Source organism: Rhodobacter calidifons, assembly GCF_011174775.1.
Taxonomy (GTDB): domain Bacteria; phylum Pseudomonadota; class Alphaproteobacteria; order Rhodobacterales; family Rhodobacteraceae; genus Tabrizicola; species Tabrizicola calidifons.
In genome coordinates this window covers 70,243-96,082 of the sequence record NZ_JAANHS010000006.1, presented here as the reverse complement: position 1 = coordinate 96,082, position 25,840 = coordinate 70,243, and the positions used below count along the sequence as shown (strand labels likewise).

General features: G+C 67.2%; 28 protein-coding genes and 1 tRNA gene. 12 read left to right on the top strand and 17 right to left on the bottom strand.

Annotated features, from left to right (window positions below; translation table 11 throughout):
* The first annotated feature begins 202 nt into the window (after positions 1 to 202).
* The 4 genes from G8O29_RS09725 (at position 203) to G8O29_RS09710 (ending at position 3,182) form a co-directional block, all read left to right on the top strand.
* Positions 203 to 277: transfer RNA gene (locus G8O29_RS09725), tRNA-Thr, on the top strand.
* Between the two features lie 282 nt (positions 278 to 559).
* Complete coding sequence (locus G8O29_RS09720; RefSeq protein WP_166403042.1) at positions 560 to 877, top strand: ArsR/SmtB family transcription factor; 318 nt, start codon at positions 560 to 562, stop codon at positions 875 to 877.
* A 52-nt stretch (positions 878 to 929) separates the two neighbouring features.
* Complete coding sequence (locus tag G8O29_RS09715; RefSeq protein WP_166403041.1) at positions 930 to 1,982, top strand: permease; 1,053 nt, start codon at positions 930 to 932, stop codon at positions 1,980 to 1,982.
* A gap of 102 nt (positions 1,983 to 2,084) precedes the next feature.
* Positions 2,085 to 3,182, top strand: a complete 1,098-nt coding sequence (locus tag G8O29_RS09710; RefSeq protein WP_242679038.1) for an MFS transporter — start codon at positions 2,085 to 2,087, stop codon at positions 3,180 to 3,182.
* A 63-nt stretch (positions 3,183 to 3,245) separates the two neighbouring features.
* On the opposite strand, the gene arsB is transcribed toward G8O29_RS09710, so the two are convergent.
* A complete protein-coding gene (arsB, locus tag G8O29_RS09705; RefSeq protein ID WP_166403039.1) occupies positions 3,246 to 4,259 on the bottom strand; it encodes an ACR3 family arsenite efflux transporter in 1,014 nt (337 codons plus the stop codon).
* Positions 4,256 to 4,576, bottom strand: coding sequence for an ArsR/SmtB family transcription factor (locus tag G8O29_RS09700; protein ID WP_166403038.1), 321 nt, complete (start codon positions 4,574 to 4,576; stop codon positions 4,256 to 4,258). The genes arsB and G8O29_RS09700 overlap by 4 nt, the downstream gene beginning before the upstream one ends.
* 112 nt (positions 4,577 to 4,688) lie before the next feature.
* Here G8O29_RS09700 and G8O29_RS09695 point away from each other — a divergent pair, with 112 nt between their 5' ends.
* The 6 genes from G8O29_RS09695 (at position 4,689) to G8O29_RS09670 (ending at position 11,886) form a co-directional block, all read left to right on the top strand.
* Positions 4,689 to 5,543, top strand: coding sequence for a substrate-binding domain-containing protein (locus tag G8O29_RS09695; RefSeq protein WP_166403037.1), 855 nt, complete (start codon positions 4,689 to 4,691; stop codon positions 5,541 to 5,543).
* Positions 5,543 to 6,967: a sensor histidine kinase gene (locus tag G8O29_RS09690; protein WP_166403182.1), complete on the top strand. Its 1,425-nt coding sequence runs from the start codon at positions 5,543 to 5,545 to the stop codon at positions 6,965 to 6,967. Before G8O29_RS09695 ends, G8O29_RS09690 begins: the two co-directional genes overlap by 1 nt.
* A complete protein-coding gene (locus tag G8O29_RS09685) occupies positions 6,960 to 8,168 on the top strand; it encodes a sigma-54-dependent transcriptional regulator (protein WP_166403036.1) in 1,209 nt (402 codons plus the stop codon). Before G8O29_RS09690 ends, G8O29_RS09685 begins: the two co-directional genes overlap by 8 nt.
* A gap of 149 nt (positions 8,169 to 8,317) precedes the next feature.
* Complete coding sequence (locus tag G8O29_RS09680; protein WP_166403035.1) at positions 8,318 to 8,842, top strand: arsenate reductase (azurin) small subunit; 525 nt, start codon at positions 8,318 to 8,320, stop codon at positions 8,840 to 8,842.
* Between the two features lie 13 nt (positions 8,843 to 8,855).
* Positions 8,856 to 11,315, top strand: a complete 2,460-nt coding sequence (locus tag G8O29_RS09675; protein WP_166403034.1) for an arsenate reductase (azurin) large subunit — start codon at positions 8,856 to 8,858, stop codon at positions 11,313 to 11,315.
* Between the two features lie 58 nt (positions 11,316 to 11,373).
* Positions 11,374 to 11,886: a DUF2478 domain-containing protein gene (locus G8O29_RS09670; RefSeq protein WP_166403033.1), complete on the top strand. Its 513-nt coding sequence runs from the start codon at positions 11,374 to 11,376 to the stop codon at positions 11,884 to 11,886.
* Positions 11,887 to 11,931: 45 nt separating this feature from the next.
* On the opposite strand, the gene G8O29_RS09665 is transcribed toward G8O29_RS09670, so the two are convergent.
* Together G8O29_RS09665 and G8O29_RS09660 are read right to left on the bottom strand one after the other, a co-directional pair.
* A complete protein-coding gene (locus tag G8O29_RS09665; RefSeq protein ID WP_166403032.1) occupies positions 11,932 to 12,201 on the bottom strand; it encodes a hypothetical protein in 270 nt (89 codons plus the stop codon).
* A gap of 63 nt (positions 12,202 to 12,264) precedes the next feature.
* The gene (locus G8O29_RS09660; RefSeq protein WP_166403031.1) at positions 12,265 to 13,149 is read right to left on the bottom strand and encodes a glycosyltransferase family 2 protein; all 885 of its coding nucleotides are present in this window, start codon (positions 13,147 to 13,149) and stop codon (positions 12,265 to 12,267) included.
* Positions 13,150 to 13,343: 194 nt separating this feature from the next.
* Between G8O29_RS09660 and nrdR the strand changes: the two genes are divergently transcribed.
* The gene (nrdR, locus tag G8O29_RS09655) at positions 13,344 to 13,811 is read left to right on the top strand and encodes a transcriptional regulator NrdR (RefSeq protein WP_128514091.1); all 468 of its coding nucleotides are present in this window, start codon (positions 13,344 to 13,346) and stop codon (positions 13,809 to 13,811) included.
* Entirely contained in the window at positions 13,808 to 14,920 is a 1,113-nt protein-coding gene (gene ribD / locus G8O29_RS09650; RefSeq protein ID WP_367890155.1) for a bifunctional diaminohydroxyphosphoribosylaminopyrimidine deaminase/5-amino-6-(5-phosphoribosylamino)uracil reductase RibD, read from the top strand. Before nrdR ends, ribD begins: the two co-directional genes overlap by 4 nt.
* On the opposite strand, the gene G8O29_RS09645 is transcribed toward ribD, so the two are convergent.
* From G8O29_RS09645 to bchC, 13 genes are all read right to left on the bottom strand, one after another.
* Positions 14,872 to 15,480: a hypothetical protein gene (locus G8O29_RS09645; RefSeq protein WP_166403030.1), complete on the bottom strand. Its 609-nt coding sequence runs from the start codon at positions 15,478 to 15,480 to the stop codon at positions 14,872 to 14,874. The genes ribD and G8O29_RS09645 overlap by 49 nt on opposite strands.
* Positions 15,481 to 15,596: 116 nt before the next feature.
* Positions 15,597 to 17,537, bottom strand: a complete 1,941-nt coding sequence (dxs, locus tag G8O29_RS09640; protein WP_242679036.1) for a 1-deoxy-D-xylulose-5-phosphate synthase — start codon at positions 17,535 to 17,537, stop codon at positions 15,597 to 15,599.
* A 168-nt stretch (positions 17,538 to 17,705) separates the two neighbouring features.
* A complete protein-coding gene (gene pufX, locus G8O29_RS09635; protein ID WP_242679035.1) occupies positions 17,706 to 17,939 on the bottom strand; it encodes an RC-LH1 core complex protein PufX in 234 nt (77 codons plus the stop codon).
* 9 nt (positions 17,940 to 17,948) lie between these two features.
* A complete protein-coding gene (gene pufM / locus G8O29_RS09630; protein ID WP_166403028.1) occupies positions 17,949 to 18,872 on the bottom strand; it encodes a photosynthetic reaction center subunit M in 924 nt (307 codons plus the stop codon).
* Positions 18,865 to 19,713, bottom strand: a complete 849-nt coding sequence (gene pufL, locus G8O29_RS09625) for a photosynthetic reaction center subunit L (protein ID WP_166403027.1) — start codon at positions 19,711 to 19,713, stop codon at positions 18,865 to 18,867. Before pufL ends, pufM begins: the two co-directional genes overlap by 8 nt.
* 134 nt (positions 19,714 to 19,847) lie before the next feature.
* The gene (gene pufA, locus G8O29_RS09620) at positions 19,848 to 20,021 is read right to left on the bottom strand and encodes a light-harvesting antenna LH1, alpha subunit (protein ID WP_166403026.1); all 174 of its coding nucleotides are present in this window, start codon (positions 20,019 to 20,021) and stop codon (positions 19,848 to 19,850) included.
* 13 nt (positions 20,022 to 20,034) lie between these two features.
* The gene (gene pufB, locus G8O29_RS09615; RefSeq protein ID WP_128514097.1) at positions 20,035 to 20,184 is read right to left on the bottom strand and encodes a light-harvesting antenna LH1, beta subunit; all 150 of its coding nucleotides are present in this window, start codon (positions 20,182 to 20,184) and stop codon (positions 20,035 to 20,037) included.
* Between the two features lie 165 nt (positions 20,185 to 20,349).
* A complete protein-coding gene (pufQ, locus tag G8O29_RS09610) occupies positions 20,350 to 20,583 on the bottom strand; it encodes a cytochrome PufQ (RefSeq protein WP_166403025.1) in 234 nt (77 codons plus the stop codon).
* Entirely contained in the window at positions 20,580 to 22,061 is a 1,482-nt protein-coding gene (bchZ, locus tag G8O29_RS09605; RefSeq protein WP_166403024.1) for a chlorophyllide a reductase subunit Z, read from the bottom strand. Before bchZ ends, pufQ begins: the two co-directional genes overlap by 4 nt.
* Positions 22,062 to 22,155: 94 nt before the next feature.
* On the bottom strand, positions 22,156 to 23,652 hold the full coding sequence (gene bchY / locus G8O29_RS09600) for a chlorophyllide a reductase subunit Y (RefSeq protein WP_166403023.1): 1,497 nt from the start codon (positions 23,650 to 23,652) through the stop codon (positions 22,156 to 22,158).
* Complete coding sequence (locus G8O29_RS09595) at positions 23,649 to 23,804, bottom strand: hypothetical protein (protein WP_166403022.1); 156 nt, start codon at positions 23,802 to 23,804, stop codon at positions 23,649 to 23,651. The genes bchY and G8O29_RS09595 overlap by 4 nt, the downstream gene beginning before the upstream one ends.
* Complete coding sequence (locus G8O29_RS09590) at positions 23,797 to 24,798, bottom strand: chlorophyllide a reductase iron protein subunit X (RefSeq protein ID WP_166403021.1); 1,002 nt, start codon at positions 24,796 to 24,798, stop codon at positions 23,797 to 23,799. The genes G8O29_RS09595 and G8O29_RS09590 overlap by 8 nt, the downstream gene beginning before the upstream one ends.
* Positions 24,795 to 25,730: a chlorophyll synthesis pathway protein BchC gene (gene bchC / locus G8O29_RS09585; protein WP_166403020.1), complete on the bottom strand. Its 936-nt coding sequence runs from the start codon at positions 25,728 to 25,730 to the stop codon at positions 24,795 to 24,797. The genes G8O29_RS09590 and bchC overlap by 4 nt, the downstream gene beginning before the upstream one ends.
* Between the last annotated feature and the right edge of the window lie 110 nt (positions 25,731 to 25,840).

The following is a 25,840-nucleotide window of genomic DNA, read 5'->3' as shown; positions in this document are numbered from 1 at the left end:
TCCCGGCTGGTCGGTCGCTTGAGGGTCCGGGACTTTTCGCCAGGCGAGGGGTCCGATGGCTCACGCATGGCGGCCCTTCTAGCGCAAGCACCGGGACGGGTCCAGAGACGGGGCGGGTCCGGGCGGGAATTCGGGGCGGGATTTCCTGCCCGATCCCTCTTGCGCGCGGTATCGATTGCGTCTAAGCACCCCCACCAACGGCGCTGCAGTAGCTCAGTGGTAGAGCACTCCCTTGGTAAGGGAGAGGTCGAGAGTTCAATCCTCTCTTGCAGCACCATCTATCCCCTTGATCTTGCGTAAGCATCTGATCCATCTTGGATTTGTGCCGCCCACCGGTGCGGATGGGTCAGGCGGATGCGTCGTGCCCGACCTGGTGCGCCGCCTGCCATCGCGATGCGTCGGTACCGGCAAGCCTTGGAAAGGCCGGGAACGGCGCTGTCCTTCAGCACAAGTCGAGAACCGGCCCGTAAGGCGAAAGACCCGGCGGCCGGGCAACCAAGACTTGCCGGACAGCACGAGGAATCATTTACAAAACTGGTTTTTTGGTTATTTTGTCTGCATGAGCACGACCAGCCCCAACGCCCGCGCCCTTGCGGCTCTTGGCCACGATGCCCGACTGTCGATCTTTCGCCTGCTGGTGAAGGCCGGCGAGGAGGGGCTTCGGGTCGGCGACATCGGCGAACACCTCGGGCTTGCGCCATCGACGCTGGCGCATCACCTGTCGGCCCTGGTCGACGCGGGGCTTGTGGTGCAGGACAAGCGCGGGCGCGAAGTGTTCAACCGGGTCGATTACCCCGCGATGCGCCGTCTGGTCGGGTTCCTGACCTCGGAATGCTGTGCCGGGGTCACGATCCGCGCGCCGCAGGATGCAGCGTGACAGTGACCCGCTTCTTCACCCCTGAAACAACCATATTTCTGGAGATCCGGTGATGTCCGTCGCAAATCCTGGTGTGCCTGGCCTTCAGTCGGCGCTGTGCCGCCTCTGGCGGGACCAGCCTGTCTGGCTGGCATCGGCCGCGATCCTGCTGGGTCTGGCCATGATCGACCGGACCCAAGCCGCCGAGAGCGCGGTCTTCGCGGCCGGCGCGCTTCTGGGCACGGCGCCGTTCCTGATCCTGTCCATCGCCCTTGCCGCCTGGGCACAGGCGACAGGTGCCGACAACCTGATCGCCAGGGCTTTCACCGGCGCGCCGCTGCTGATGATCGGGCTCGGCGCGCTTGCGGGGGCGGTCTCGCCCTTCTGCTCGTGCGGGGTGATCCCGCTGATCGCGGCGCTGTTGACGATGGGGGTGCCGCTGTCGGCGGTCATGGCCTTCTGGCTGGCCTCGCCGATCATGGATCCGTCGATGTTCGTGCTGACGGCGGGCGTGCTGGACCTTGAGTTCGCGGTCGCCAAGACCGCAGCCGCCATCGGCCTGGGTCTGTTCGGCGGGATCGTGGTGCATCTGGCGATGACCGCGGGCGCCTTCGCCGATCCGTTGCGCGCGGAGGTCGGCAACGGCGGCTGTGGCGGGGCAAGGATCCGCGCGCCGAAACCCGTGATCTGGCGGTTCTGGGCGGATGCCGACCGGCGGGCAAAGTTCGGCCGAACGGCGCTGAACACCACCCTTTTCCTTGCCAGGTGGCTGACGCTGGCCTTTCTTCTGGAAAGCCTGATGCTGGCCTGGATCCCGGCCGAGACGGTGACGGCCCTGCTGGGCGGACAGGGTCTGCTGCCGATCATCACCGCGACGCTGGCAGGCGTGCCGGCCTATCTGAACGGCTATGCCGCGCTGCCGCTGGTCGGCGGTCTGATTGATCAGGGCATGGCGCCAGGTGCGGGCCTGGCCTTTCTGGTCGCGGGGGGCGTCACCTCGATCCCGGCGGCGATGGCGGTCTGGGCCCTGGCGCGGCCGCCGGTCTTTGCGGCCTACCTCGGCCTTTCGCTGACGGGCGCCTTCGCCTCGGGGGTGCTGTTCCAGCTGTGGACCAGCATGACATGAGCCGCAACGCCCTGCCGCTGCGGCCCTGATCGACGCCGCATCATGATGTCACCTGGGCCTCTGGCGCGGCGCGGCCTGATCGTCACCGCTCTTGGCGCGTCCATGACGATCAGCTGGGCCTCCAGCTACTATATCCCGGCGGTGCTGGCCGTGCCGATGGCGGAAGACTTCGGCCTGTCGCCGGTCTGGGTCTTCGGCGCCTTCTCGATGGCGATGGTGATCTCGGCGCTGGTCGGACCCTGGGCCGGAGCGCGGATCGACGGTGCGGGCGGGCGGGGGGTGCTGATGCTGTCCAACCTGGTCTTTGCCGCCGGCCTGTGCCTGATGGCTGCGGCCCCGACGCCATGGGTCCTGTTCGCCGGCTGGGCGGTGATCGGACTTGGCATGGGGATCGGGCTTTACGAAGCGGGGTTCGCCACGCTGGCGGGGATCTATGGACCAGAGGCGCGCGGGCCGATCACCGGCATCACCCTGATCGCCGGGTTTGCCAGCACGGTCGGCTGGCCCCTGTCGGGACTGATGCTGGCGACATGGGGCTGGCGCGAGGCCTGCATCGGCTGGGCGCTGATCCATCTGGCCCTGGCCTTGCCGCTGAACGCATCGCTGCCCAGGGGCAGCCGGACGACACCGTCACCAACCGCAGCGGCCGAGAACGGTCCGCCGCCGTCGCGGCTGGCGCTTTCGCTGCTTGCCTTCGTCTTTGCGGCCTCCTGGTTCAACGCAACCGCCATGGCCGCGCATCTGCCGGGGCTCTTGCGGGAGGCCGGGGCCGGTTCTGCGATGGCGCTTGCGGCCGGCGCGCTGATCGGGCCGGCGCAGGTGGCGGCGCGGGTGCTGGAGTTCGGCCTTCTGCGCCGGTTCCACCCCCTGGCCTCGGCCCGGCTTGCGGCTGCGGCCCATCCGGTCGCGGCCCTGTGTCTGGTGTCCTTCGGCGGTCCCGCGGCCTGTGCCTTCGCGCTTCTGCACGGGGCGGGGAACGGGATCCTGACCATCGCCAAGGGCACCCTGCCCCTGACGCTGTTCGGATCGGCAGGCTACGGCGCGCGGCTGGGCTGGCTGAACGCCCCGGCGCGGATCCTTCAGGCGGCGGCGCCTCTGGCCTTCGGGGCGGCCCTGGCCGCCTGGGGCCTGCACGCGATCTGGCTGACGGCAGGCGTCGGGATCATGGCGACCGTCGCGCTGCTGGTTCTCAGACGCTGATCGGGCCGCCGGTCTGCGCGCGCGCCTGGCTTCGGCGCGGACAGGGTGCCGGAATCGGCCGGCTCAGGCCGGGAACCTGTCGCGTGTGCGGTTAGCGAAGGCCACCAGCGACAGCATCACCGGCACCTCGACCAGCACGCCCACCACCGTGGCCAGCGCCGCGCCCGAGTTCAGGCCGAACAGGCCGATGGCGACCGCCACGGCAAGTTCGAAGAAGTTCGAGGTCCCGATCAGCGCGCAGGGAGCCGCCACCTTGTGCGGCAGCCGCCAGGCCCAGGCCCAGGCATAGCCCAACGCGAAGATGCCGTAGGACTGGATCAGGATCGGCACCGCGATCAGGGCGATCAGCACGGGCTGGGCCAGGATCACCTGGCCCTGAAAGCCGAAAAGCAGGATCACGGTCAGCAGAAGGCCCAGGACCGAGGCCGGCTTGAGCCTCGCGATGAAGGCCTCGACCGGCTGCCCGCCCGCGATCAGGGCGCGCCGGGTCAGCCAGCCTGCGATCAGCGGGATGACGATGTACAGGACCACCGACAGGATCAGCGTCTCCCACGGCACGCGGATTTCGGTCACGCCCAGAAGGAAGGCCACGATGGGCGCGAAGGCCACGACCATGATGAGGTCGTTCACGCTGACCTGCACCAGCGTGTAGTTGGGGTCGCCCTTCGTCAGCTGCGACCAGACGAAGACCATCGCCGTGCAGGGGGCTGCACCCAGCAGGATCAGCCCGGCGATGTATTCGGGCGCGCGGGCCGGGTCGATCAGCCCCGCGAACAGGTGGTTGAAGAACAGCACCGCCAATGCGGCCATGGTGAAGGGCTTGATCAGCCAGTTGACCACCAGGGTCACCACCAACCCCTTCGGCCGCTGGCCCACATCCTTCAGCGCGCCGAAGTCGATGGCGACCATCATCGGAAAGACCATCGCCCAGATCAGCACCGCGACCACAAGATTGACCGAGGCATATTCCAGCCCCGCAAGCGTGGCGAAGAGGCCAGGCACCAGATTGCCAAGCACGATCCCCGCCAGGATGCAAAGCGCGACCCAAAGCGTCAGCCAGCGTTCGAACAGGCTCATGCCGGCACCTCGGTTGCGGGAAGGCAGCAGGCCCCTGCGGGCGTCGGGATCAGCCCGGCGAGGAAGCCGGTCAACGGAACCAGCGCCGCCGGGTTCAGCGCATAGCAGATGCGGGGGCCGTCGATCTCGCCATGGATGATCCCCGCGCCCTTCAGGATGCGCAGGTGTTCGGACACCGTGGACTGCGCCAGGCCCACCGCCCCGACGATCTCGCCGCCGATGCAGCCGGGGGTGGCCTGCAACAGGCGCAGGATGCGGATGCGCGCGGGATGTGCCAGCGCCTTGGCCAGCGCGGCCAGCAAGGTTTCGTCGGTCATCTGCACCCTTTCCAAACCGTGCGCACAATGATTATCGTCGATCTACGATCAAAGCGCGGTGCGGGCAAGCCATCCCGAACGGCGCGGGGATCGCCGACAAGGGAGGGGAACCATGGCCTGCACCCGCCGCGACCTGCTGGTCGGGGCCGTCGCGCTGGCGGCGCCCTTTCTGTCCAGGGGCGCGATGGCGCAGGCGCAGCCCTTCCGCTTTGCCCTGACCCCGGTGTTCCTGGACAATGACGCCGCGATCATCTCGACCCTGCGCGCGGCGCTGGCCCGCGGCATGGGGCAGGACATCGAACTGGTCCAGCGCCGCACCTATCAGGAGATTTCCGGCGCGCTGCTGGACGGCTCCGTCGATGCCGCCTGGACCTGCGGCTACCCCTACCTCCAGCACCGAGCCGAACTTCAGCTGATCGGCGTGCCGGTCTGGCGCGGCCGCCCGCTTTACCAGTCCTACCTGATCGTCGGGTCCGGGGATGCGGCGCAGTCGCTGTCCGATCTGCGCGGCGCGGTCCATGCCTTTTCCGACCCCGACAGCAATTCCGGCTTCCTTGTCACCGCCTCGGACCTGGCCAAGGCCGGCGAGACGCCGGAGCAGTTCTTTTCTCGGGTCATCTTCACCTACGGCCACCGCAATGTCGTGCGTTCGGTCGCGGGGGGGCTTACGCGGTCGGGCAGCGTGGACGGCTATGTCTGGGAGGCTCTGGCGCTGGCCGAACCCGACCTGACCGCGCGCACCCGTGTGATCGCGCGGTCGGAATGGCTGGGCTTTCCGCCCTTCGTCGCCCGCCGCGACCGGATCGCGGAAAGGGGTGTCGAAACCTGCCGGTCGGCCCTGCTTGGTCTCGGGGATACGGCAGAGGGCCGCGAGGTTCTGAGGCTGTTGTATCTGGACGGCGTGATCGCCGGTGACGACAGCCTGTTCGACGGCATCGCCCGTCGCATGGCCGTGATGGCACGATGATGATCCCCAGGCTGTTCCGCGACCTGCCAGTCACGCTGCGGGTGCCTCTGGTCACGGCGGGGCTGATGATCCTCATGGGGCTGGTGGCCAGCCAGGGCGTTCTGTACGCCCTTGGCCGGGTGCAGGATGCCCGCCTGTCCGAAACCGCGCGGCTGCATGTCGAGGGGCTGTCGGTCGCCCTTGGCCCGTCCGTCCTGCGCCAGGATGTCTGGGAGGTCTACGACATCCTCGACCGCGCGCGGTCGGCCTATGACGGGCAGCGGCTGCTTCTGTCGGTCGTGGCCGACGAACGCGGGCGCATCCTGGCCGCGACCGACCCGCCCCGCGCGCCGGTGGGCAACAGCATCGCCGCCTTCCAGACCGGGGCGGTCGCGCCCGAGACGGTGCGGATGACGGGCGAGCCGGTCTTGCGCGTCTCGGCGCCGCTGGTCATCCAGGGGCGCGAGATCGGCAGCATCGTGACCGAACTCGACGTGACCGACCTGCTGGCCGAACGGCGCAGTGTCGCGCTCTGGCTTCTGGTCGGCAATGCGGCGGCGACGGCGCTCCTGGCCTTCGGCGGCTGGTTGGCCGTCGCGCGGATTCTGCGGCCGGTGGGGACGCTGGTGCAGGCGATGGACGCGGCGCAAGGCAGCCCCCGCCCGATCGCCGAGGCCGAGATCCCCCGGGGCGATCCCGGCTTTGCCCGGCTGATCGAGACCTACAACCGCATGACCACCGCCGTCGAACGCCGGAACGAGGCCGAACGGCGGCTGGCCGAACGCGAGCGGTTCGTCAGTCTCGGCCGGCTGTCCTCGTCACTGGCGCATGAGATCAACAATCCGCTGGGCGGCCTGCTGAACGCGGCGGACACGATCCGGACCTATGCCGACCGGCCCGAGGTGGTGCGGCAATCCGCCGACCTGATGCAGCGCGGCCTTGGCCATCTGCGCGACGTGGCCCGGGCGATCCTTGACCAGAACCGGCTGGACCGCGCGGGCCAGCCGCTGCGGCCCGAGGATTTCGAGGATCTGCGGCTTCTGTTCGAACCCGAGGCCGCGAGCCACGCGCAGGTCCTGTCGTGGCAGGTGGAGGCGCCCGCCGCCCTGCTGGCGCAGCTTCCCGCCGCGCCGGTCCGGCAGATCGCGCTGAACCTTCTGCTGAACGCCGGCAATGCTGCCGGACAGGCCGGCCAGGTCGGCCTGAGCGTCACAGGCGCGCCTGCGGAATTGCGCCTGTCGGTCCGCGACAGCGGCCCGGGCTTTTCGCCCTTCGACCTGGCGCGCCTGATGGGCTCGGGTCCTCTGCCGCCGGGCGGGGGCGTCGGCCTGCGGCTGGTGCGCGATCTGGTGGAAGCCCTGGGCGGGCGGATCAGCCATGACCGGCACGGCGGCATGACGGAAGTCCGCGTGGACCTGCCCCTGCGCGAGGCCGCCGATGCTTGAGGGGCGGCGCATCGTCCTGGTCGAGGACGACGAGATCATGGGGGCCTCGCTTCTGCAACGGCTGGAACTGGAAGGGGCCGAGGTGCAATGGCACCGCCAGATCGCCCGCGCCCTGCCCGCGATCCGCACCCCGCGCCGGTCGGTGGACGCGGTGATCTGCGACATCCGCCTGCCCGACGGGACGGGGGAAGAACTCTACGACACGCTGACCCGCACCAGCCACCCGCCGCCCTTCCTGTTCATCACCGGCCAGGGCACGATCGACCAGGCCGTAAGGCTGATCCGGTCGGGTGCGGCAGAGTATATCGTCAAGCCCTTCGAGATCGGCGATTTCCTGGCCCGGCTGGCGCGCGTCATGCGCCCGCGCGCCGATCTGGAGATGCCGTCCGAGACCGGCATCTCCGATGCCGCCCGGATGGTCGATCGGCAGATCGCGCAGGCCGCGGGGCAGGACGCGCCGCTGCTGATCCTTGGCGCCTCGGGCCTTGGCAAGCTGCGGCTCGCGCGGCGGGTGCATGCGCTGTCGGACCGCCGCGCCGCGCCTTGCGTGGTGCTGGACGCCCGCCGCGCGCCGGTCGATGTGGCCGCGCTGGATCGGGCCATCGCCGAGGCCGCGGACGGAACCCTGATCCTGGTCGGCCTGGAGGCAGCCGGGGCCGGCGTGCAGGACCGGCTGGTCGCTGCCCTGGCCGATCCCGCCTTCCGCCTGATCGCCACCGCCGCCCTGCGGATCGGCGAGGCTGCCGGCCCGCCAATGCGCGCCGATCTGCTGGCACGGCTGCGTGCGCACGAGATCGTCGTCCCCACGCTGGCCGAACGGCCCGAGGATGCCGTCTGGCTGGCCAACCGCCTGTTCCCGGCCTTCAACGCGCGTCGCGCGGTGCCGCTGGTCGGTCTGGCGGGCTCGGCCGAAGAGGCGATCCGTGCGCATGACTGGCCCGACAACGGCCGCGAGCTGCGCGCCCGTCTGATGCGCGCGGTGGAAATGGCCGAGGGCGCGCATGTCCTGACCTCGGACCTCTTTCCCGAACAGGCGGGCGAGCCGTCGCTGCGCTCGCTGGCAGAGGCGCGCGACGCTGCCGAGCGCGCGCAGATCATCGCGGCGCTGGAGCGCACCCGGGGCCAGATCGGCGAGGCGGCGCGCATCCTGCGCGTGTCGCGCACCACGCTGTGGGAAAAGATGCAGAAACTTGGGCTCTGAGGCCCGCAGCATGTTCGGATATCCGAACAATCGAAATTCGCGTTTTTCTGCAACGACTTGCCGCATTGCAGCGCAGGGGCGCCAACCGTCGCGCGTGCGCCTGCCGCTCCGCTATCCTTGGGCAAAGGCAGCCAGGGAGGGAAGCTACCATGAAATGCAACCGGTTGGTCGATGTCGGCCGCCGTCAGTTCCTGCGCGGGGGTGTCCTTGGCGCGGCGGGGGCTGCGGCGGCAACGGTCCTGCCCGCGGGGCAGGCGCAGGCACAGACGGCGAAGGCGATGCTGGACTATCCGTCCAGCAAACTGGCCAACATCTCGGACCTGAAGGTGAACGAGCCGATGGACATCGGCTACCCCGATGCCGACAGCCCCGGCATCCTCTTGAAACTGGGCACCCCGGTCGAGGGCGGCGTCGGCCCGGACGGCGACATCGTCGCCTATTCTGTGCTCTGCCCGCACAAGGGCTACATCATGAGCTATGCCGCCTCGGACAAGACGCTGAACTGCCCCGGGCACTTCAGCCGGTTCGACTGCGAAAAGGGCGGCCAGCAGATCTGGGGCCATGCCACGCAGAACCTGCCGCAGTTCACCCTGCGGGTGGACGACAAGGGCGACATCTATGCCGAAGGCGCGGACGAGCTGATCTACGGCCGTCTGTCAAACGTGCTGGCATAAGGGGGGAATCGACATGGCTTACAAGCGCAACATCGACCGCCTGCCGATCATTCCCGCAGGCGCGAAGGAACACAACGTCGCCTGCCACTACTGCATCGTCGGCTGCGGCTACAAGGCCTATACCTGGCCGCTGAAGACGCAAGGCTCCACCGACAGCAACTGGATCGGCGCGGACCTGTCGCAGCAGCAGGGGGCCGAGACCGAGGCCTGGTATGCGCCCTCGATGTACAACGTCGTCAAGCAGAACGGCAAGGATGTGCATCTGGTCATCAAGCCCGATGTGAACTGCGTGGTGAACTCGGGCCTCGGCTCGATCCGCGGCGCGCGGATGGCGGAAAACCGCAAGTCCGACGTCACCGGCACGCAGCAGCAGCGCCTGACCGATCCGATGGTCTGGCGCTATGGTACCTGGCAGCCGACCAGCTGGGACGATGCGCTGGACCTGGTGGCCCGCGTCACCGCCCGCGTGATCGACAAGGACAACGAGGACGATCTGTTCGTGTCGATGTTCGACCACGGCGGCAGCGCAGGCGGGTATGAGAACACCTGGGGCACCGGCAAGCTCTACTTCGAATCGATGAAGGTCAGGCATTGCCGCATCCACAACCGCCCGGCCTACAATTCCGAGGTCCACTCCAGCCGCGACATGGGCGTGGACGAGCTGAACTACAACTACGCCGACTACGAAGTGACCGACACGATCTTCTTGGTCGGCACCAACCCGATGGAATGCCAGACCAACCTGTTCCTCAACCATATGGCCAAGGGGATGCAGAACGGGGCCAAGGTCGTCATCTCGGACCCGCGCCGCACGGTGACGGTGGATGCCAGCGAGCAGTATGCAGGGGCCGAAAACGTGCTGCATCTGGCGATCAAGCCGGGCTCGGACGTGGCGCTGCACAACACGCTGTTCACCTACATCGCCGATCAGGGCTGGGTCGATGCCGACTTCATCGCCAAATCGACCTTCCAGGGCGACGTGGCGGTGCCGGCCGACTCTGCGCATCCCGCCTCGCTTGGCTCGTTCGAGGCGGCCCGCGTCGCCTGCAAGATGAGCCTGGCCGACGGCGCCGCCGCCACCGGCCTGACCGAGGCGCAGATCATCCAGGCCGCCGAGTGGATCGCCAAGCCGAAGGAGGACGGCAGCCGCCGGAAATGCGTCACCGGCTATGAAAAGGGCATCATCTGGGGCAACGACAACTATCGTGCCATCGGCAGCTTGCTGAACATCGCGCTGGCCACCGGCAACGTGGGCCGCGAAGGCGGCGGCTGCTGCCGTCTGGGCGGCCACCAGGAAGGCTACTACCGCCCCTCCGACGCCCATGTCGGCCGCCCTGCGCCCTATATCGACGACCTGCTGATCGCCGGTCGCGGCAAGGTGCACCACATCTGGGCCAACGACCACTACAAGACCACGCTGAACGCCAGCCAGTTCAAGCGCGTCTACAACCGGCGCAGCCAGATGGTGAAGGACGCCATGGACGCCGCGGCGGGCCGGTCGCGCGAGGAGCTGGTCGATGCGATCGTTTCGGCGGTCAATGCGGGTGGCATCTTCTCGGTCTGCGTGGACATCATCCACAGCCAGATCGGCCAGGCCGCGCATGTCATCCTGCCGGCGGCCGAATCGGGCGAGATGAACCTGACCTCGATGAACGGCGAACGGCGCCTGCGGCTGACCGAGAAATACATGGACCCGCCGGGCTCGGCGCGCCCCGACTGCCTCATCGCCGCCGGCATCGCCCAGAACCTGGAACGTGTGCTGCGCGAAGAGGGCCGCAACGACTATGCCGACCAGTTCAAGGGCTATGACTGGAAGACCGAGGAAGACGCCTTCATGGATGGCTACCATCAGGGCAACCCCGAAGTCACCTATGACCGCCTGCGCGCCATGGGCAACGACGGGGTGCTGGAACCTGTGGTGGGCTATGCCGATGGCAAGCTGATCGGCACCAACCGCCTCTATGAGGACGGGGTCTTCACCCGGCACGGGCGCGAGGACGGCAAGGCCTTGTTCTGCATGGGCGAATGGCGCGGCTGGCAGGCGGCGGGCAAGGCCCAGCAGCAGGCCAACCACCGGTTCTTCATCAACAACGGCCGGGCCAACATGAACTGGCAGAACTGGTTCCTGGATCAGGGCAACGAGTTCGTGATGGACCGCTTCCCGGTGCCCTTCATCCAGATCAACCCCGAGGACATGGCCGAGCTTGGCATCAAGGCGGGCGACATGGTGGAGGTCTACAACGACATGGGCGCCACCCAGGCGCTCGCCTACCCCGAGCCGACCGCGAAGCGCAACGAGACCTTCATGGTCTTCGGTGCCCCGAACGGCGCGCAGGGCAACATCGTGAACGCCGGCGTGAACGAGCTGATCCTGCCCAACTACAAGGCCACCTGGGCGAACATCCGCAAGATCTCGGATGCGACCCCGGCCTCGGCGGCGGTGTCCTACAAGTCGTGGGAAGTCGAGCTCTGATCTGACCTTGCGCCGCCCGGGAAGGCCCCGGGCGGCGTTTCCTTTTCAGGGAACGCCGATGAAACTTGCCTATGTCACCCTGCAGGGCCGCGGTCGCACCGATGCCCTGATCGCCGAAACCGCCGCTATACTGGCCGCCGACGGGGTCCGGCTTGCGGGCACGGTGCAGTCGAATATCGAACGCCCGGACCGTCGGAAATGCGACATGGACCTTGCGGTTTTGCCCGACGGCCCCGTCGTCCGCATCAGCGAGGACCGTGGCGACCTCGCCCGGGGTTGCACGCTGGATTCCGGCGCGCTTGAGCAGACCGTGGTCGCCGTGCAGAACCGGCTGCCCGGCGCCGAGGTTCTGATCGTCAACAAGTTCGGCAAGCGCGAGGCCGAAGGCAAGGGCATGGTCCCGGTGATCGCCGACGCGCTGGAGCTTGGGCTTCCGGTCCTGATCGGCGTCAACGGGTTGAACCTAGCAGCTTTTCTGGCCTTTGCCGGAGAAGGGGTGACCGCTTTGCCCGCCGATCCGCGCCAGGTTGCCAACTGGTGCAAGGCAATGATCCCGGCCGGGATTGCCTGAGCGGTGATCCCGACCCGGCGGCGCGGGTTCCTCTGGACCGCGCCCTCAGGCGGGCGGGGGCACCATGGCCTCCCATGCCTCGCCCATGGCGAGGATGCAGGCGATCCCGTCGGCATAGCTTTGCACCAGCGTCCGGTCACCCGAAGGCCGGGTCCAGATTTCCAGCACCGTCTCGCTGTCGCGCAGCCCCGCGGCCGAAACGGTGGCACCGGACAATTTCCGTTCCAGTTCAGGGCGCGGCACGCAGATCACTTCGGCAATCGGACCCTTCGCCAGGGCCGGCGTCGCGCAGAGAAACAGAAGGGCGAGTCGCATCCGCATAAAGGGAAATTGTAACACGAACATGACGAAATCGACGAGATTTTTCCGAACAGCCATTCAGCTATGCTCGACGAAGGGCCAGACCGGAAAGCGCAGTCCCGCCTCCAGCAGGTTGCCGCGCAGCCGCAGCGCCTCGGCCCGCATCGGACCCGAACGGCGCGCGAGGATGTCATTGCGCGCACCCCCGGCGTCCAGCGTGGCAAGACCTGCCTCCAGGCGCGCCCGCTTGATCTCGGGGAACTGCGAATTGGCATGGCCGCGCGCCCGTTTCTCGGCAAATTCCTCTTGTGACTTGATCGCGTAGTGATGCAGCGCCGCAACCGTCACCTCGGGTGCCACGGTCGCCGTCAGCCCGTCGAACTCGGCCGGGGCGCCCGAGGGCATCACATAGCGCCCCTGCGCGACCGCGACCCGGTGGATGCCGGTGCCCGACAGCCGTTCGCGCCGCCCGATCGCCTTGACCGTCCGGTTCGCAGGCGCATCGGCCGCCAGCGCCTCGGTAAAGCGTTCGGTGACGGGCAACGGGAGATAGGTCTGTGCCCCGCCGCTGCCGAAGACGATCCAGTTCTCCGCAACAGCCGAGACATCCGGCGGCATCCGGGCCAGAAAGGCGCCAAGGCTTGCATCCTGGTGCAGGACCAGGAATTCATCGGCGTCGAAGAAGGCCAGCCAGTCCGCGTCACTGTGCCGGCGGGCATGTTCATAGGCCAGCCGCTGCGGGCGCGCGCCCACCGAATGGGGCCAATCAAGGTGGACCAGCTCGCCCGCCTCGTCCAGCACGCGCAGCGCCTCGGTGGTGCCGTCGGTGCTTGAATTGTCGTAGATCACCACCTCGCTGACGCCCAGGGCCTTGTAATGCGCCAGCCATTCCACCAGGGCGCGGATCTCGTTCCGGATGATGGCACAAAGCGCGATGCGGGGGGCGATACTTGGGTCGGTCATGCTTCATCTACCCCTCCGCTTCCGCCCCCCGCAAGCCGGGCGTGAGTCCAAGCCGCCACAGTGCCGCCCCCATATTCTGGGCCGCGATTATATGCCTTCCCCAGATGCAAGGCCCGCCCCTATAGTCGGTATGGGAAACGGGGGGAAACACCCGGCCTAGAGGCAGGACCAACACCAAAGCAAGGAGGGAGCCGATGCGCTGCCCGTTCTGCGGCAACATCGACACGCAAGTGAAGGATTCGCGTCCGGCAGAGGATCATGTCTCGATCCGCCGCCGGCGGTTCTGTCCGGCCTGCGGTGGCCGTTTCACGACCTATGAACGTGTCCAGTTGCGCGATCTTGTCGTCATCAAGTCCAGCGGCAAGCGCGAGGATTTCGACCGTTCGAAACTGGAACGCTCGATCCGCATCGCGATGCAGAAGCGGCCGATCGACCCCGAACGCATCGACCAGATGATCAGCGGCATCGTGCGCCGCCTGGAATCGCTGGGCGACACCGACATCTCGTCCAAGGTCATCGGCGAGATCGTGATGGAAAGCCTCGCGCGGATCGACACGGTCGCCTATGTCCGTTTCGCCAGCGTTTACAAGAACTTCCAGACCGCCGACGACTTCGACGGCTTTGTAAGCGAGCTTCGGCCCGGAGCCGCCGGGGAAGAGTGAGCGACGAAGGCCATATGGCCCATGCCCTGCGCCTGGCGGCGCGGGGCCTTGGCAATGTCTGGCCGAATCCGGCGGTCGGCTGCGTGCTGGTGCGGGACGGGCTGGTGGTAGGGCGCGGCTGGACCCAGCCGGGCGGCCGGCCCCATGCCGAGGTCCGGGCCCTGGACCAGGCCGGAGCGCAGGCCCGCGGCGCCACGGCCTATGTCACGCTGGAGCCCTGCGCCCATCACGGCAAGACCCCGCCCTGCGCCGAGGCGCTGATCGCCGCTGGCGTGGCGCGAGTGGTAACCGCGCTGACCGACCCCGATCCCCGGGTGTCGGGCAAGGGTCATACGATGCTGCGCACGGCGGGGATTGCCGTGTCCGAAGGCGTCATGGCCGAACAGGCGACCCGGCTGAACGCCGGATTTCTGAAGCGCGTGACGCAGGGCCTGCCCTTCGTGACCGTGAAACTCGCCACCTCGCTGGACGGCCGGATCGCCACGGCCACCGGGGAAAGCCGCTGGATCACCGGCGCAGAGGCCCGGCGCAAGGTCCATGCCCTGCGGCTGGCGCACGACGCCGTCATGGTCGGGTCTGGAACCGCGCTGGCCGACGATCCCGATCTGACCGTCCGCGATCTGGGGGCGCCGCGCCAGCCGGTCCGCATCCTTGTCGACCGCGCCTTGCGCCACGCACCCGACAGCCGCCTTGGCCGCAGCGCCAAGGATCACCCGGTCTGGGTCCTGCACGGCGCCTCGGCCCCGGACCCGGCGCGGCGTGCCTGGGATAAGACCGGGGCCGAACTGATCGCGGTGCCCGAGACGGACGGGCGGCTCGACCTTGCCGCCGCGCTGCGCAGCCTGGCGGGACGGGGGCTGACCCGGATCCTGAACGAAGGCGGCAGCACTCTGGCCGCCGCGCTTATCCGCGCCGGTCTGGTGGACGATCTGGCGCTGTTCTCCGGCGGTGTTCTGATCGGGGCCGAGGGCCACCCTGCCCTCGGCGACCTGCGTCTTGCCGCCCTGGCGGACGCCCCGCGCCCCATCCTGCGTCAGACAGAGAGGCTGGGCCCCGACCTCTATTCGCTCTGGTCCTTCGCGCGACCGGGTTCGGGAATCTCGTCGTGATCCAGCGCCGGGCTGAAGGCATCGCCTTGCAGCACCCTTTCGACGGCCTCTGACACGGCCCGTTGGCAGCTTGGACAGACCTCGTAGAACACGCGCGTCGGATGCCGCTCGCCGATGTCGTCGCAACTGGTCCAGTCGCTCTCGCCCTCAAGCCGGACGGCCCCGCAGAAGGAACATTTGCAATCGGCCGCAGCCGGATCGTAGTGCCACATGTTGAGAGGCGGCGAGAAATGCCAGGCGTCCTTCAGGTCGTGCACCATCAACGCCCGGTCGTCCTTCATCGGCTGGATCGTCAGCTGGAACAGCCGGGCCATGCTGGGGCTGTCGCAGCGGTACTGCATCCGCAGCGGGCGCTTGGTGGTCAGCACGGCCTCGATCAGGCGCGCGGTGGCGGCGCGTGTCTGTTCTCCGGCGATATGCGACATCAGCGAGGTCGAAAGGACATGGTTCGCAACAGCCTGCTGCGCCGCGTTCTGAAGCGCGAATTCATCCCACTCGCCGCCCACCCAGAGCAGACGGAATTCCTTGTCTACAACTGCGTAGACCTGGAGAAACCTCACTCCCGTCCCCTTCGCCGGTGGTCGTCTTTGCGGAGGACACTAGCACAAGTTTGCACGAAAGCTTGTCCGAAGTTTACACTATCGGGCGGTTTTTTCGGCTTGAAATGCGGCTTCTGTCAGCGCAGCCTGACAATTCTGGCCGACTGTGCCGAGGACAGCGTGCCCCGCGCCATGGCTGCGATATCCTCTGCGGCAAGGCCCGCCCAGGCATACATCTGCGCGGGCGAGGCCTGGTCGATGAACCTGTCGGGCAGGGTCATCGTCGGCACCGCCCCGCCGCGATCCAGCTGTCCGCTCATCGCGAGGTGGTGCAGGACCAGCGCCCCGAATCCCCCGGTCGATCCCTGTTCGACGGTCACCAGACTGCGGTGCTGGCGGTGCAGCCGATCCACCAGATCCGAATCAAGCGGCTTGGCAAAGCGGGCATCGGCCACGGTGACCGAGACCCCCTCGGCCTCCAGGATCGCCGCCGCGGCAAGCACCTCGGACAGATGCGCGCCGAAGGACAGAAGCGCCACATCGCCGCCCTCGCGCAGGATGCGGCCCTTGCCGATCTCCAGCGGCTGGCCGCGTTCGGGCAGGGCCACCCCCATCCCCTCGCCGCGCGGATAGCGCAGCGCGATGGGGCCGGCGTCATGCGCCGCCGCCGTGGCGATCATGTGGACCAGCTCGGCCTCGTCGCCGGCCGCCATCACCACCATGTTCGGCAGGTTCGCCAGGAACATGATGTCGAAGGCCCCGGCATGGGTCGCGCCGTCCTGGCCCACGAGGCCCGCCCGGTCGATCATGAAGCGGACCGGCAGGTTCTGCAGCGCCACGTCATGCACGATCTGGTCGTAACCGCGTTGCAGGAAGCTGGAATAGATCGCACAGAAGGGCTTCATCCCCCCCGCCGCCAGCCCCGCTGCGAAGGTCACGCCGTGCTGTTCGGCGATGCCCACATCGAAGACCCGCGCGGGAAAGCGCTTCTGCATCACGTCCAGCCCGGTGCCCCCCGGCATCGCCGCCGTGATCGCCACGATGCGCGGGTCGCGCGCGGCTTCATCCGTCAGGGTCTGGCCGAAGACCGCCGTGTAGTTCGGCGCGTTGGCGGGCGTCTTGTGCTGCCTGCCGGTGGCGATGTCGAACTTCGCCACCCCGTGATACTTGTCGTCGGCCCCCTCTGCCGGGCCATAACCGTAGCCCTTTCTGGTGACCACATGCAGCAGCACCGGGCCATCAGCCTTGTCGCGCATCGAGCGCAGCGCGTGCAGCAGCATCGGCACGTCATGGCCGTTCACCGGGCCGAAGTAGGAAAAGCCCAGCTTCTCGAACAGCGTCACGCCGCCCGGGCGGTCGCTGACCATCTCGCGCGCGCGGCGGGCGCCTTCGCGCAAGGGGGCGGGCAGGTGATCCTCTAGCCCCTCGGCGATGGCCTTCAGGGTGGCGAAGGGCTCCTTGCTGGCGATCGAATTCAGATAGGTCTGCATCGCGCCCACCGGGGGCGCGATGGACATGTCGTTGTCGTTCAGGATCACGAACAGCCGCTTGCCCAGATGGCCCGCATGGTTCATCGCCTCATAGGCCATTCCGGCGGTGATCGCCCCGTCGCCGATGACGGCCACGGTGTCACCCACCGGCTGGCCCATCTCGCGCGCCATGGCAAAGCCAAGGGCCGCGCTGATCGAAGTCGAGCTATGCGCCGCGCCGAAGGGGTCGTATTCGCTTTCCGACCGCTTGGTGAAGCCGGACAGACCCCCGGCCTGCCGCAGGGTCAGCATCCGGTCGCGGCGGCCGGTCAGGATCTTGTGCGGATAGCACTGATGCCCCACGTCCCAGATCAGCTTGTCGCGGGGCGTGTCGAAGACCGCATGCAGCGCCACGGTCAGCTCGACCACCCCCAGGGAGGACCCGAGATGCCCGCCGGTCTGGCTGACCACCTCGATCACCTCGCGGCGCAACTCGTCGGCCAGTTGCGGCAGGTCCCGATCCGGCAAGGCCCGCAGGTCGGCGGGGCTGGCCACTCTGTCGAGCATCGGTTTCGGGGTCATGCAGGCAAGGGAACCGGGCGCGGTCATGGTTTGCTCCTTTCGGGCAAAGGGTGCCGTGTGGGGATTGGCCACACGGCACAAGTGCCTGTCGTCCGACAGGAAGGGAACCGGGGCCCGGAGGTCCCGACATCCGGACCCGTGGGAGGGTTCGGATCGGCAGGTCCGGCCCGCTGACGTGCAGCGGACCGGACGGTCTCAGGCCAGGCCGTGACCTTCCGCCACCAGGGCGGGCGTTTCCAGTGCCCCGTAGGGCGACGGGGTCTGGCGACTTTCCTCGGGCAACAACAGCCCGATCAGGTAGAGAGCCCAGATGAACAGCCCGACCGCGAGGAGGAAGGCCGCAGCATAGCCCGCCCCTTTCAGCATCTGTCCGAGGCCCCAGAAGGCGAGGCTGGTCTGCCTGCTTTCGTCGAAATAGTCGTTCGGCATCATGCCCTCCTATTGCATCGGCGCGTAGCCGTGCTCCTGTGCCCAGACGTACCAGTTGTCGACGACCGTGCCGGTCAGCAGGATGCCGATGCCGCCGGTCAGCGTGACCAGCACCGCAAACCACCAGGCCCAGCGGTGGATCCCTTCCATCGTCGCGTTGAACCCCATGGTCCAGCGCCAGAAGAGAGCCGCCCGTTCGGACGCGGTGCCGCGATCGACGATCTGCTCCAGCTCCCGGTCGCCGCCAAAGCGGCTGACGGCCAGGATGGTCGCCCCGTGCATCGCGAACAACAGGGCCGACCCATAGAGGAAGACGATGCTGAGCGCGTGGAACGGGTTGTAGAACAGGTTGCCGTATTGCAGCGAGAAGTTGTTGGTCCAGTCGAGGTGGCTGAAGATGCCGTAAGGCACGGCATGGCTCCAGGACCCCATCAGGATCGGCCGGAAGAGACCAAGGACCAGGAACAGCCAGATCGCGGAGGCGAAGGCCCAGGCGACATGCTTGCCCATCCCCAGGGCCTGTGCCCGCAGATAGGTGCGGACCCACCAGGCCAGGACGCTGACCAGAAGGAAGAAGCTGGCGATGATCCAGAGCCCCCCTTCCGCCAGCGGCGCGAAGCCCAGGCCGTATTCCTCGGCCGGGGGTTCCAGGCTGAACCAGAACAGGTCGCGCAGGAAGACCGCCGGGTTGAAGCCCGCCTGATACCAGTACCAGGCGCCGACGGTGACGAACCAGGCCAGCCCCGAGGCCAGCGAGATCACCCCCATCGTGCCCAGATAGACCGGCCCGAGCTGGGCATTGCCAAGCCACCCGGCCAGCGTCGAGAAGCTTGCCCCCTTGGTGCGGTTCGACAGTTCGACCTCTTCGGTCATCCCCATTTCGGGGGCACCGCGCACCTGCACCTGGGTGAAGATGTTCTGATACTCAGCCATTGACGCCTCCCGGAATGTTGGCCCACCAGGGCAGTTCAAGCCACCAATCCCACCAGACCACCCACTGTTCGAACCAGATCGTGCCCGAGATCACGATGCAGACCGCCGACCAGAAGCCCGCGTTCAGCGCCAGCAGAAGGCCCAGGCGGTGAATGCCCAAGGTGCCCACGGAATAGCCGATGAGGTCGCGGAAGTAGGTGTCCTCATGATCCGGCGTCCGCATCTCCTTGCCCTTTTCGGGGTTGGCGGCCGACAGGATCAGCGACCCGTGCAGGGCAAGCGCCAGTGCGGTGGTGAAGAAGAAGGTCACCGCGATCATGTGCGCCGGGTTGTAGTGGAAGTTGCCGTAGGTGTAGCCGGTGTTCGACACCCAGTCGAGGTGCGTCCAGATGCCATAGGGGAAGGCATAGCCCCAGGACCCCATCAGGACCGGCCGGATCACCTCCAGCGTGACATAGGCGAAGATCGCCACGCCGAAGGCGAAGGGCACATGGTAGCCCATCCCCAGTTTGCGGCAGATTTCGACCTCGCGCAGCGCCCAGGTCACGAAGGCCCCGATGGCGCAGATGGTGATGATCTGCCAAAGGCCCCCTTCGCGCAGGGGCGCCATGGCCAACCCGTTCTCGACCGGCGGCGGATTGATCGAGATCAGCCAGGGGTTCCAGGTGCCTTGCAGCACGGCCCCGTACAGGATCAACAAGGTGCCAAGCACCGAGAAGAAAAAGGTCAGGACCCCGAAGAATCCGACGTAGAAGGGGCCGACCCAGAAGTCGAACAGATTGCCGCCGATCAGCGTGCCCCCCGGCACGCGGTACTTTCGTTCGAAGCTGAGCAGTGCCATGCTTCCCTCTCCTTTTCTCTCCGGCCACGGCCGCCGTCGGGCGCGGGCGGTCTGGCTTGCCGGATATGTGTCAGACGTCAGGTTGTTGCGGGCGGCAGGCGGTGAAGACCGCCGCCCGCAACGGTCAGTCAAGCCTACTGGGACGTGACGTAGCCATACTTTGCGGCCGCGATGTCGAACCAGTTGTAGGCCGGCGTGCTGAGCAGCACGAGGTGGATCATTGCGGCCAGGAGGAACAGGAACACGCCCTGTGCCACGAAGACGCGACGAGGATCGAAGATCAGCCAGATCTTGTAGAATTTGGACATTTCTCGTTCCTCCTCAGAACCACGGACGCCAGATGTAGACCGCCAGATGAGCAACCACGGCGATGGCTGTGAACAGCCAGAGCCCGCTCATGTAGACGGAATGCAGTTCTTGCGCCTGCTCGTCGGTGAGACCTGTGAAACTCAGGTCGGATTTATCAGCCATGTTATCCTCCGAAGGGGTTGACTGACGCCGCATACCCTGCGGCTGGGTTCACGGGACAGCGGACTGCTGCTCCGTCTGGTCCGGAAAGGCCGGGGTTTCCCCCGCCCTCCCCGAAGGCTTCACCGGACGGGCGGGCGCACCACGTCGGTCACTGGATCCGCCCGTTCAGGGGCGGAAGATCAAGGGCGTGATCTCCTCGGCATCGCGCAGCGCGCGTGCTAGGGGACCTTCGGCCGGAAGGCGCATGTGCCGCAGGGCCTGGGCCAGCCAGACCAGGCCCTGCACCGGCAACGCAAGGATCAGGATCAGCGCGAAATAGGTGGCATATTCGGCCTTGGGCGTGCGCGTGTGATGCGCGGCTTTCAGCTGAACGTGGCTGATGTAGCTCTGGTCGCTCATGCTTTCTCTCCCCTTGCAGACCCTGTGCGGCTTCCGCCTGCCAGGGCTTCGACGAATTCAAGGACAACCCGCTCGGCCCCATGGTCGAGCGCGGTCTTTTCAGCCGCATCGCGCAGGCTGCGCGCAGCGGATATGCGGGTCAGCACCGGGTGCTGGGCCAGGATGCGGTCCAGCGCCAGTTGCGCGTCGGCATCCCATGGCATGTCGCGGCGCAACGTGGTGGGTGTCGCCTCGGCACTGTCCATCTCCGACCCCAGGGGCAGGATGTGGAACAGCGCTTCGAAAAGGCCGTTGCAGACCTCTTGCAGCAGATAGACCGCCCCCGCGTAGCCCATGAAGGGCGTCCCCGTGGCGCGCCGGATCGCGGCGCCGGGGAAACTGGCCGGGATGAAACTGGGCGCGGGGCCATGCCCGCCCTTCAGCTCGGCCAGATACATCTTCTCGTTGATCGACCCCAGCACGATCAGCGGCCGGTGCTGCTTCATCAGCGCTCTGACACCCTCGTTGTTGGTCTTCTTGCCCGCGAGCCTTGGGACCGCAAAGGCGCAGGGCAGGCCAAGGTCGTCTTCCAGATACTTGCGGATGCCCCGCGTGTAGGTCTCGTTCGCGACGATGGCGAAACTGGCCGTGGCGAAGAAGTCCTGCGTGACCGACCGCCAGAGATCCCAGAGCGGCTTCAGCGTCGAATGCTTCTCGCGTTCGATGAACGGTTCGGGGTCCAGCCCCAGCATCTCGCCCAGCGTGCGCAGGAACAGGGTGGTGGATTCAAGGCCGATCGGCGCTTGCAGATAGGGCTTGCCCAGACACTCGGCGAGGCCCCGGCCGAACTCGCGGTACATCACCACGTTGACGTCGGCGTTCACCAGGTTCCGCATTTCGGCCAGGTGGGCACCCAGCGGCATCACCATGTTGATCTCGGCCCCGATGCCTTCGACCAGACGGCGGATTTCCGCCAGGTCCGACGCCATGTTGAACGTGCCGTACATCGGCCCCAGGATGTTGACGCGCGGCTTCGCCCCCTCGGCGCGCGGCGTCTCGGGCGGCATCCGGCCCTTGGTCATCCCGAATTCGGTGAAGATCCAGGTCATCGCCCGGTCGGCGGCCTGCCACTGGTCCTCGTCGATGGTGCGCGGCAGGAAGCGCTGGATGTTCGTCCCCTGCGGCGTGACCCCGCCACCGATCATCTCGGCGATCGAGCCAGTAACCACCACCGCCGGCAGCGCGGGATCAAGCGTCTTCCAGGCCCGCCGCATCGCGCCTTCGGTGCCGTCGCGGCCCAGCTCCTCCTCGCCCAGACCCGTCACCACGATGGGCAACTCATGCGGCGGCAGCGCGTCGGTGTAGTGCAGCACGGACGTCACCGGCAGGTTCTCGCAGCCGACGGGTCCGTCGATGACGACCTGAAGCCCCTTCACCGCGCAGAAGGCATAGACCGCCCCCCAGTAGCCACCCGCCCGGTCATGATCCTGGATCAGCATGGCGCAACCTCCGCCAGCCGGGAGCCGCAAATCTTTTCGAAAAGATTTGCAAATTCCTTCGAAGGAATTTGGCGCGGGTGGACAGGGCGGAGCGTCATATCATCTCCTCCGCCTTCGCAGCCTTGGCGGCCTTGTCGAGCTTCTTCTGATGGATCGCCCGGAAATCGGGGCGCAGGTTCGGCGGCCCTTCCCAGATGCCCGAGGTATCGCCCGTGCCGACCCCTTCGAAGAAGGCCTTCATGCCCTCCATCCGGGTCTTGTTGCCCATCGCAGCGTTCACCACCTGAGCCAGCGACCCCGCCCCCGCCGGTCCCATCAGGGGCCGCGCGGAAATCAGATTGGTGAAGTAAAGCGCAGGGGTAGCCTTCTCCTTGGCCTTCTGCACCACCGGAGTCGTCCCGACCGCGAGGTCCGGCTGGAACGCCTCCATCGCGGCCAGGTCATCCTCCAGGCTGGCACGGTATTTCACCACGCAGCCCCTGGCCTCCAGCCACTCGCGGTCCGCCGCCGACCATTCGTTCCGCGCGCAGGCCGTGCCGACATAGGGCACCTCGGCGCCGCTTTCGATCAGCAGGCGAGCGACCAGGAGTTCGGACCCTTCATAGCCCGACAGCGTGATCCGCCCCTTGATCGGGTTGGCCGCCAGGGCCCCCTTGATCGCCGGACCAAAGGCATTCTGCGCCGCTGCAATCAGATCGGGGGCCACATTGTAAGCCGCCCCGATCGCCGCAAGCCACTCCATCGTGCCGTCATGGCCCACGGGGGCGCTGCCGACGATGGTCCGCCCAGCCGCCTGAAACTCCCGGATCGCGGCGGTGTAGAACGGATGGATCGCCGCCACGACGCCACTATCCAGCGCCGCATACAGCTCGCGCCATTCGCGGCACGGCACGACCGGACCCGCCGCCAGACCCATCGGCGCCAGCATCGCGCCGATCATCATCGGGTCGGCCGGGAACATCTCGCCCAGAAGGGTCACGGTCGGACGGTCGCTGCGACCCTGAGCAGGCGCGGCAACAGGCCCTGCCTCGATCTCGGACCGCGCATAGGCCAGCATCGCCCCGGCCAGCACGTCCTTCGCCTCGGCATGGGTCGGCACCCCGAACCCCGGCACGTCGATGCCGATGATCCGCACCCCGTTGATTTCATTCGGCAACAGCCGCAGCGGCACACCGCTTGCCGTCGGAACGCAGAGGTTCGTCACCACCACCGCGTCATAGCGGTCCGGGTCCGCCAGCTCATGCACCGCATCGCGGATGTCCTCGAAGAGCTTGCCGGTCACCAGCGTCTCCGAGTTGAAGGGCACATAGCCCACCGACCTGCGCGCACCATAGAAATGACTGACGAACGACAGCCCATAGACACAGCAGGCCGATCCCGACAGCACCGTCGCCACCCGCCGCATCCGCAGACCGACGCGCAAGCTTCCGAAGGCCGGGCACATCGACTGCGGCTTGTCGTGCGGGCCCTGCGGATAGTCCGCCGCATAGCGGTCAAGCACTTCCGAGTTACCAGCCGCCCGCGCAGCCTCGGCCATCTCTGCACCGGAGTGGCAGCCGACACCGTCAAAGGGGGCGAGGTGGTCGGTCATGCTGCTTTCCCCTCGCGCCCGGCGGTGACCCCGCCCCGGATCTGATCCGGGGCCTCGGGCCGACGCTTGAGGCCCCGGATCAGGTCCGGGGCGGGGTTGGAAAGTCCCGCGATCGCGGCGTCAAGTTCAGCAAGGCGATCAAGGTCAAACATTGTCGTAGACCACTTCCAGGCTGGGTTTCACGGCGGCGAAGGACCCGCGCATGTCGGCATCCGTCGCGGGTTCCAGCACAAAGTCCTTGCCGGTGGTTTCCGCATCGAACAGACCCAGCAGCCCGTCCTGCGTCAGCGGCTTCGGGCGCAGCGGCGGCGCATCCGCGACCGCATTGGCCAGGATCTCGAACAGCCCGCCCCATTGCGTCGCATGGGTGCCGACGATCTGATAATTCGCCGATTTCCGCCGCAGGTCGTCATCCGCCGGGATCGAGGCCAGCACCGGAATGTTCACCGCTTTGGCAAAGGCCGCGGCCTCTCCGGTCCCGTCATCCTTGTTGATGACCAGGCCAGCCACGCCCACGTTCCCGCCCAGCTTGCGGAAGTATTCCACCGCCGAGCAGACGTTGTTGGCCACATACAGGCTTTGCAGGTCGTTCGAGCCGACCACGATCACCTTCTGCGCCATGTCCCGGGCGATCGGCAGGCCGAAGCCGCCGCAGACCACGTCACCCAGGAAGTCCAGCAGCACATAGTCGAAGTCCCAGTCGTGGAACCCCAGCTTCTCCAGCAGTTCGAACCCGTGGATGATCCCGCGCCCGCCGCAACCGCGACCGACCTCCGGGCCGCCCAGTTCCATTGCAAAGACCCCGCCGCGCTTGAAGCAGACGTCGCCGATCTTCACTTCCTCACCGGCCAGCTTCTTGCGGGTCGAGGTTTCGATGATCGTCGGGCAAGCCTTGCCGCCGAACAAAAGCGAGGTGGTATCCGACTTCGGATCGCAGCCGATCAGCAGGACCCGCTTGCCCATTTCCGCCATCATGTGGCTCAGGTTGGCCAGCGTGAACGACTTGCCGATCCCGCCCTTGCCGTAGATCGCGATGATCTGCGTCTTCTTCGACGGCGGGTCCTGCGGGATCTCCAGCGACGGCTCCATCGCGGCCTCGTCGCGCAGGCGGGCGTCGAAATCCTTCAGATTGGGAACTTCGGTCATGCTGCGGCACTCCAATCCAGGATCATCTTCAGGCAGGCGGGGTCGGTGAAGGCGGTCGCATAGGCCGAGGCCGCATCGGCCGCGGCGGCGCGGTGGGTAATCAGCCCGTCCAGCGACAACCGGCCCTCGTCCATCAGACGGCGCGTCGCCTCCAGGTCGGCGGGCTGCCACTCGCTGGCGATCCGCAGCCGCAGCTCTTTCATGAAGGCGGGCGGGAAGGCGAAACTGATCGGGGCGGTGTAGAAGCCGCACAGAACGACCTCGCCGCCCTTCGCCAGCCGGGGGACCAGCGTGTCGAGCAGACCCGCCGCGCCCGAGGCATCGAGAATCACCTTGTAATCGCGGCGCGGATCATCCTGCGGCGCGATGACCTCATAGCCCTCGGCCCCGGACCGACGCGCAGCGTCGATCTCCCAGACGACAGGAGCGCCGCCCATCACCAGCGCGATCCGCGCCAGAAGACGGCCCAAAGTCCCGTGTCCGATGACAAGATCCGGCAGCGGCCCGCCGGCCAGCGCATGATAGGCCGTGGCAGCCAGCGCAAGCAGCGCGCCCCGTTCGCCATAGCCGGCATCCAGCTTTGCCACCCGTGCCGCCTGAGTCACCAGCAGGCTTGATGCCCCGCCGAACAGCCCGCGCACCCCGCCCTCATAGCAGTTGGCCCCCGGCACGAAGACATGGTCGCCGACCGCAAGGCCCGTCTCGCCGCAGGTCTCCACCACTTCGCCGAACGCCTCATAGCCCGGGACCAGCGGATAGCCCATTCCGGGAAACGCAGGCATCGTGCCCAGCCAGAACAGTTTTTCCGTGCCCGTCGAAATCCCCGAATGCCGCACCCGGACCACCACGTCGCCCGGCACCGGCGCTTTCAACCCGACCGCGCCTAGCTTCAGGGATTGAGGACCCGAGAGGATGACAGCATTGGCGTCCACGAACTTGCAGCCTTCCTGAATCGGTGCGAGCTTCGCACTATGTGTAAGTCTAGACTGACAGTTTGGGATGTCAAATTAATTGGACAACTTTTCGGCATATCGCAAAAAAC

Bases quoted from the DNA above. Each gene is read 5' to 3' on its own strand.
- pufL (WP_166403027.1), bottom strand. From the start codon at position 19,713: ATGGCACTGCTCAGCTTCGAACGAAAGTACCGCGTGCCGGGGGGCACG.
- G8O29_RS09670 (WP_166403033.1), top strand. From the start codon at position 11,374: ATGAAACTTGCCTATGTCACCCTGCAGGGCCGCGGTCGCACCGATGCC.
- G8O29_RS09665 (WP_166403032.1), bottom strand. From the start codon at position 12,201: ATGCGACTCGCCCTTCTGTTTCTCTGCGCGACGCCGGCCCTGGCGAAG.
- G8O29_RS09720 (WP_166403042.1), top strand. From the start codon at position 560: ATGAGCACGACCAGCCCCAACGCCCGCGCCCTTGCGGCTCTTGGCCAC.
- arsB (WP_166403039.1), bottom strand. From the start codon at position 4,259: ATGAGCCTGTTCGAACGCTGGCTGACGCTTTGGGTCGCGCTTTGCATC.
- G8O29_RS09690 (WP_166403182.1), top strand. From the start codon at position 5,543: ATGATCCCCAGGCTGTTCCGCGACCTGCCAGTCACGCTGCGGGTGCCT.
- G8O29_RS09715 (WP_166403041.1), top strand. From the start codon at position 930: ATGTCCGTCGCAAATCCTGGTGTGCCTGGCCTTCAGTCGGCGCTGTGC.
- nrdR (WP_128514091.1), top strand. From the start codon at position 13,344: ATGCGCTGCCCGTTCTGCGGCAACATCGACACGCAAGTGAAGGATTCG.
- pufM (WP_166403028.1), bottom strand. From the start codon at position 18,872: ATGGCTGAGTATCAGAACATCTTCACCCAGGTGCAGGTGCGCGGTGCC.
- bchY (WP_166403023.1), bottom strand. From the start codon at position 23,652: ATGACCGACCACCTCGCCCCCTTTGACGGTGTCGGCTGCCACTCCGGT.
- pufA (WP_166403026.1), bottom strand. From the start codon at position 20,021: ATGTCCAAATTCTACAAGATCTGGCTGATCTTCGATCCTCGTCGCGTC.
- bchZ (WP_166403024.1), bottom strand. From the start codon at position 22,061: ATGCTGATCCAGGATCATGACCGGGCGGGTGGCTACTGGGGGGCGGTC.
- G8O29_RS09680 (WP_166403035.1), top strand. From the start codon at position 8,318: ATGAAATGCAACCGGTTGGTCGATGTCGGCCGCCGTCAGTTCCTGCGC.
- pufB (WP_128514097.1), bottom strand. From the start codon at position 20,184: ATGGCTGATAAATCCGACCTGAGTTTCACAGGTCTCACCGACGAGCAG.
- G8O29_RS09710 (WP_242679038.1), top strand. From the start codon at position 2,085: ATGACGATCAGCTGGGCCTCCAGCTACTATATCCCGGCGGTGCTGGCC.
- G8O29_RS09590 (WP_166403021.1), bottom strand. From the start codon at position 24,798: ATGACCGAAGTTCCCAATCTGAAGGATTTCGACGCCCGCCTGCGCGAC.
- pufX (WP_242679035.1), bottom strand. From the start codon at position 17,939: ATGCCGAACGACTATTTCGACGAAAGCAGGCAGACCAGCCTCGCCTTC.
- G8O29_RS09685 (WP_166403036.1), top strand. From the start codon at position 6,960: ATGCTTGAGGGGCGGCGCATCGTCCTGGTCGAGGACGACGAGATCATG.
- pufQ (WP_166403025.1), bottom strand. From the start codon at position 20,583: ATGAGCGACCAGAGCTACATCAGCCACGTTCAGCTGAAAGCCGCGCAT.
- G8O29_RS09595 (WP_166403022.1), bottom strand. From the start codon at position 23,804: ATGTTTGACCTTGATCGCCTTGCTGAACTTGACGCCGCGATCGCGGGA.
- G8O29_RS09700 (WP_166403038.1), bottom strand. From the start codon at position 4,576: ATGACCGACGAAACCTTGCTGGCCGCGCTGGCCAAGGCGCTGGCACAT.
- G8O29_RS09660 (WP_166403031.1), bottom strand. From the start codon at position 13,149: ATGACCGACCCAAGTATCGCCCCCCGCATCGCGCTTTGTGCCATCATC.
- G8O29_RS09675 (WP_166403034.1), top strand. From the start codon at position 8,856: ATGGCTTACAAGCGCAACATCGACCGCCTGCCGATCATTCCCGCAGGC.
- G8O29_RS09695 (WP_166403037.1), top strand. From the start codon at position 4,689: ATGGCCTGCACCCGCCGCGACCTGCTGGTCGGGGCCGTCGCGCTGGCG.
- dxs (WP_242679036.1), bottom strand. From the start codon at position 17,537: ATGACCGCGCCCGGTTCCCTTGCCTGCATGACCCCGAAACCGATGCTC.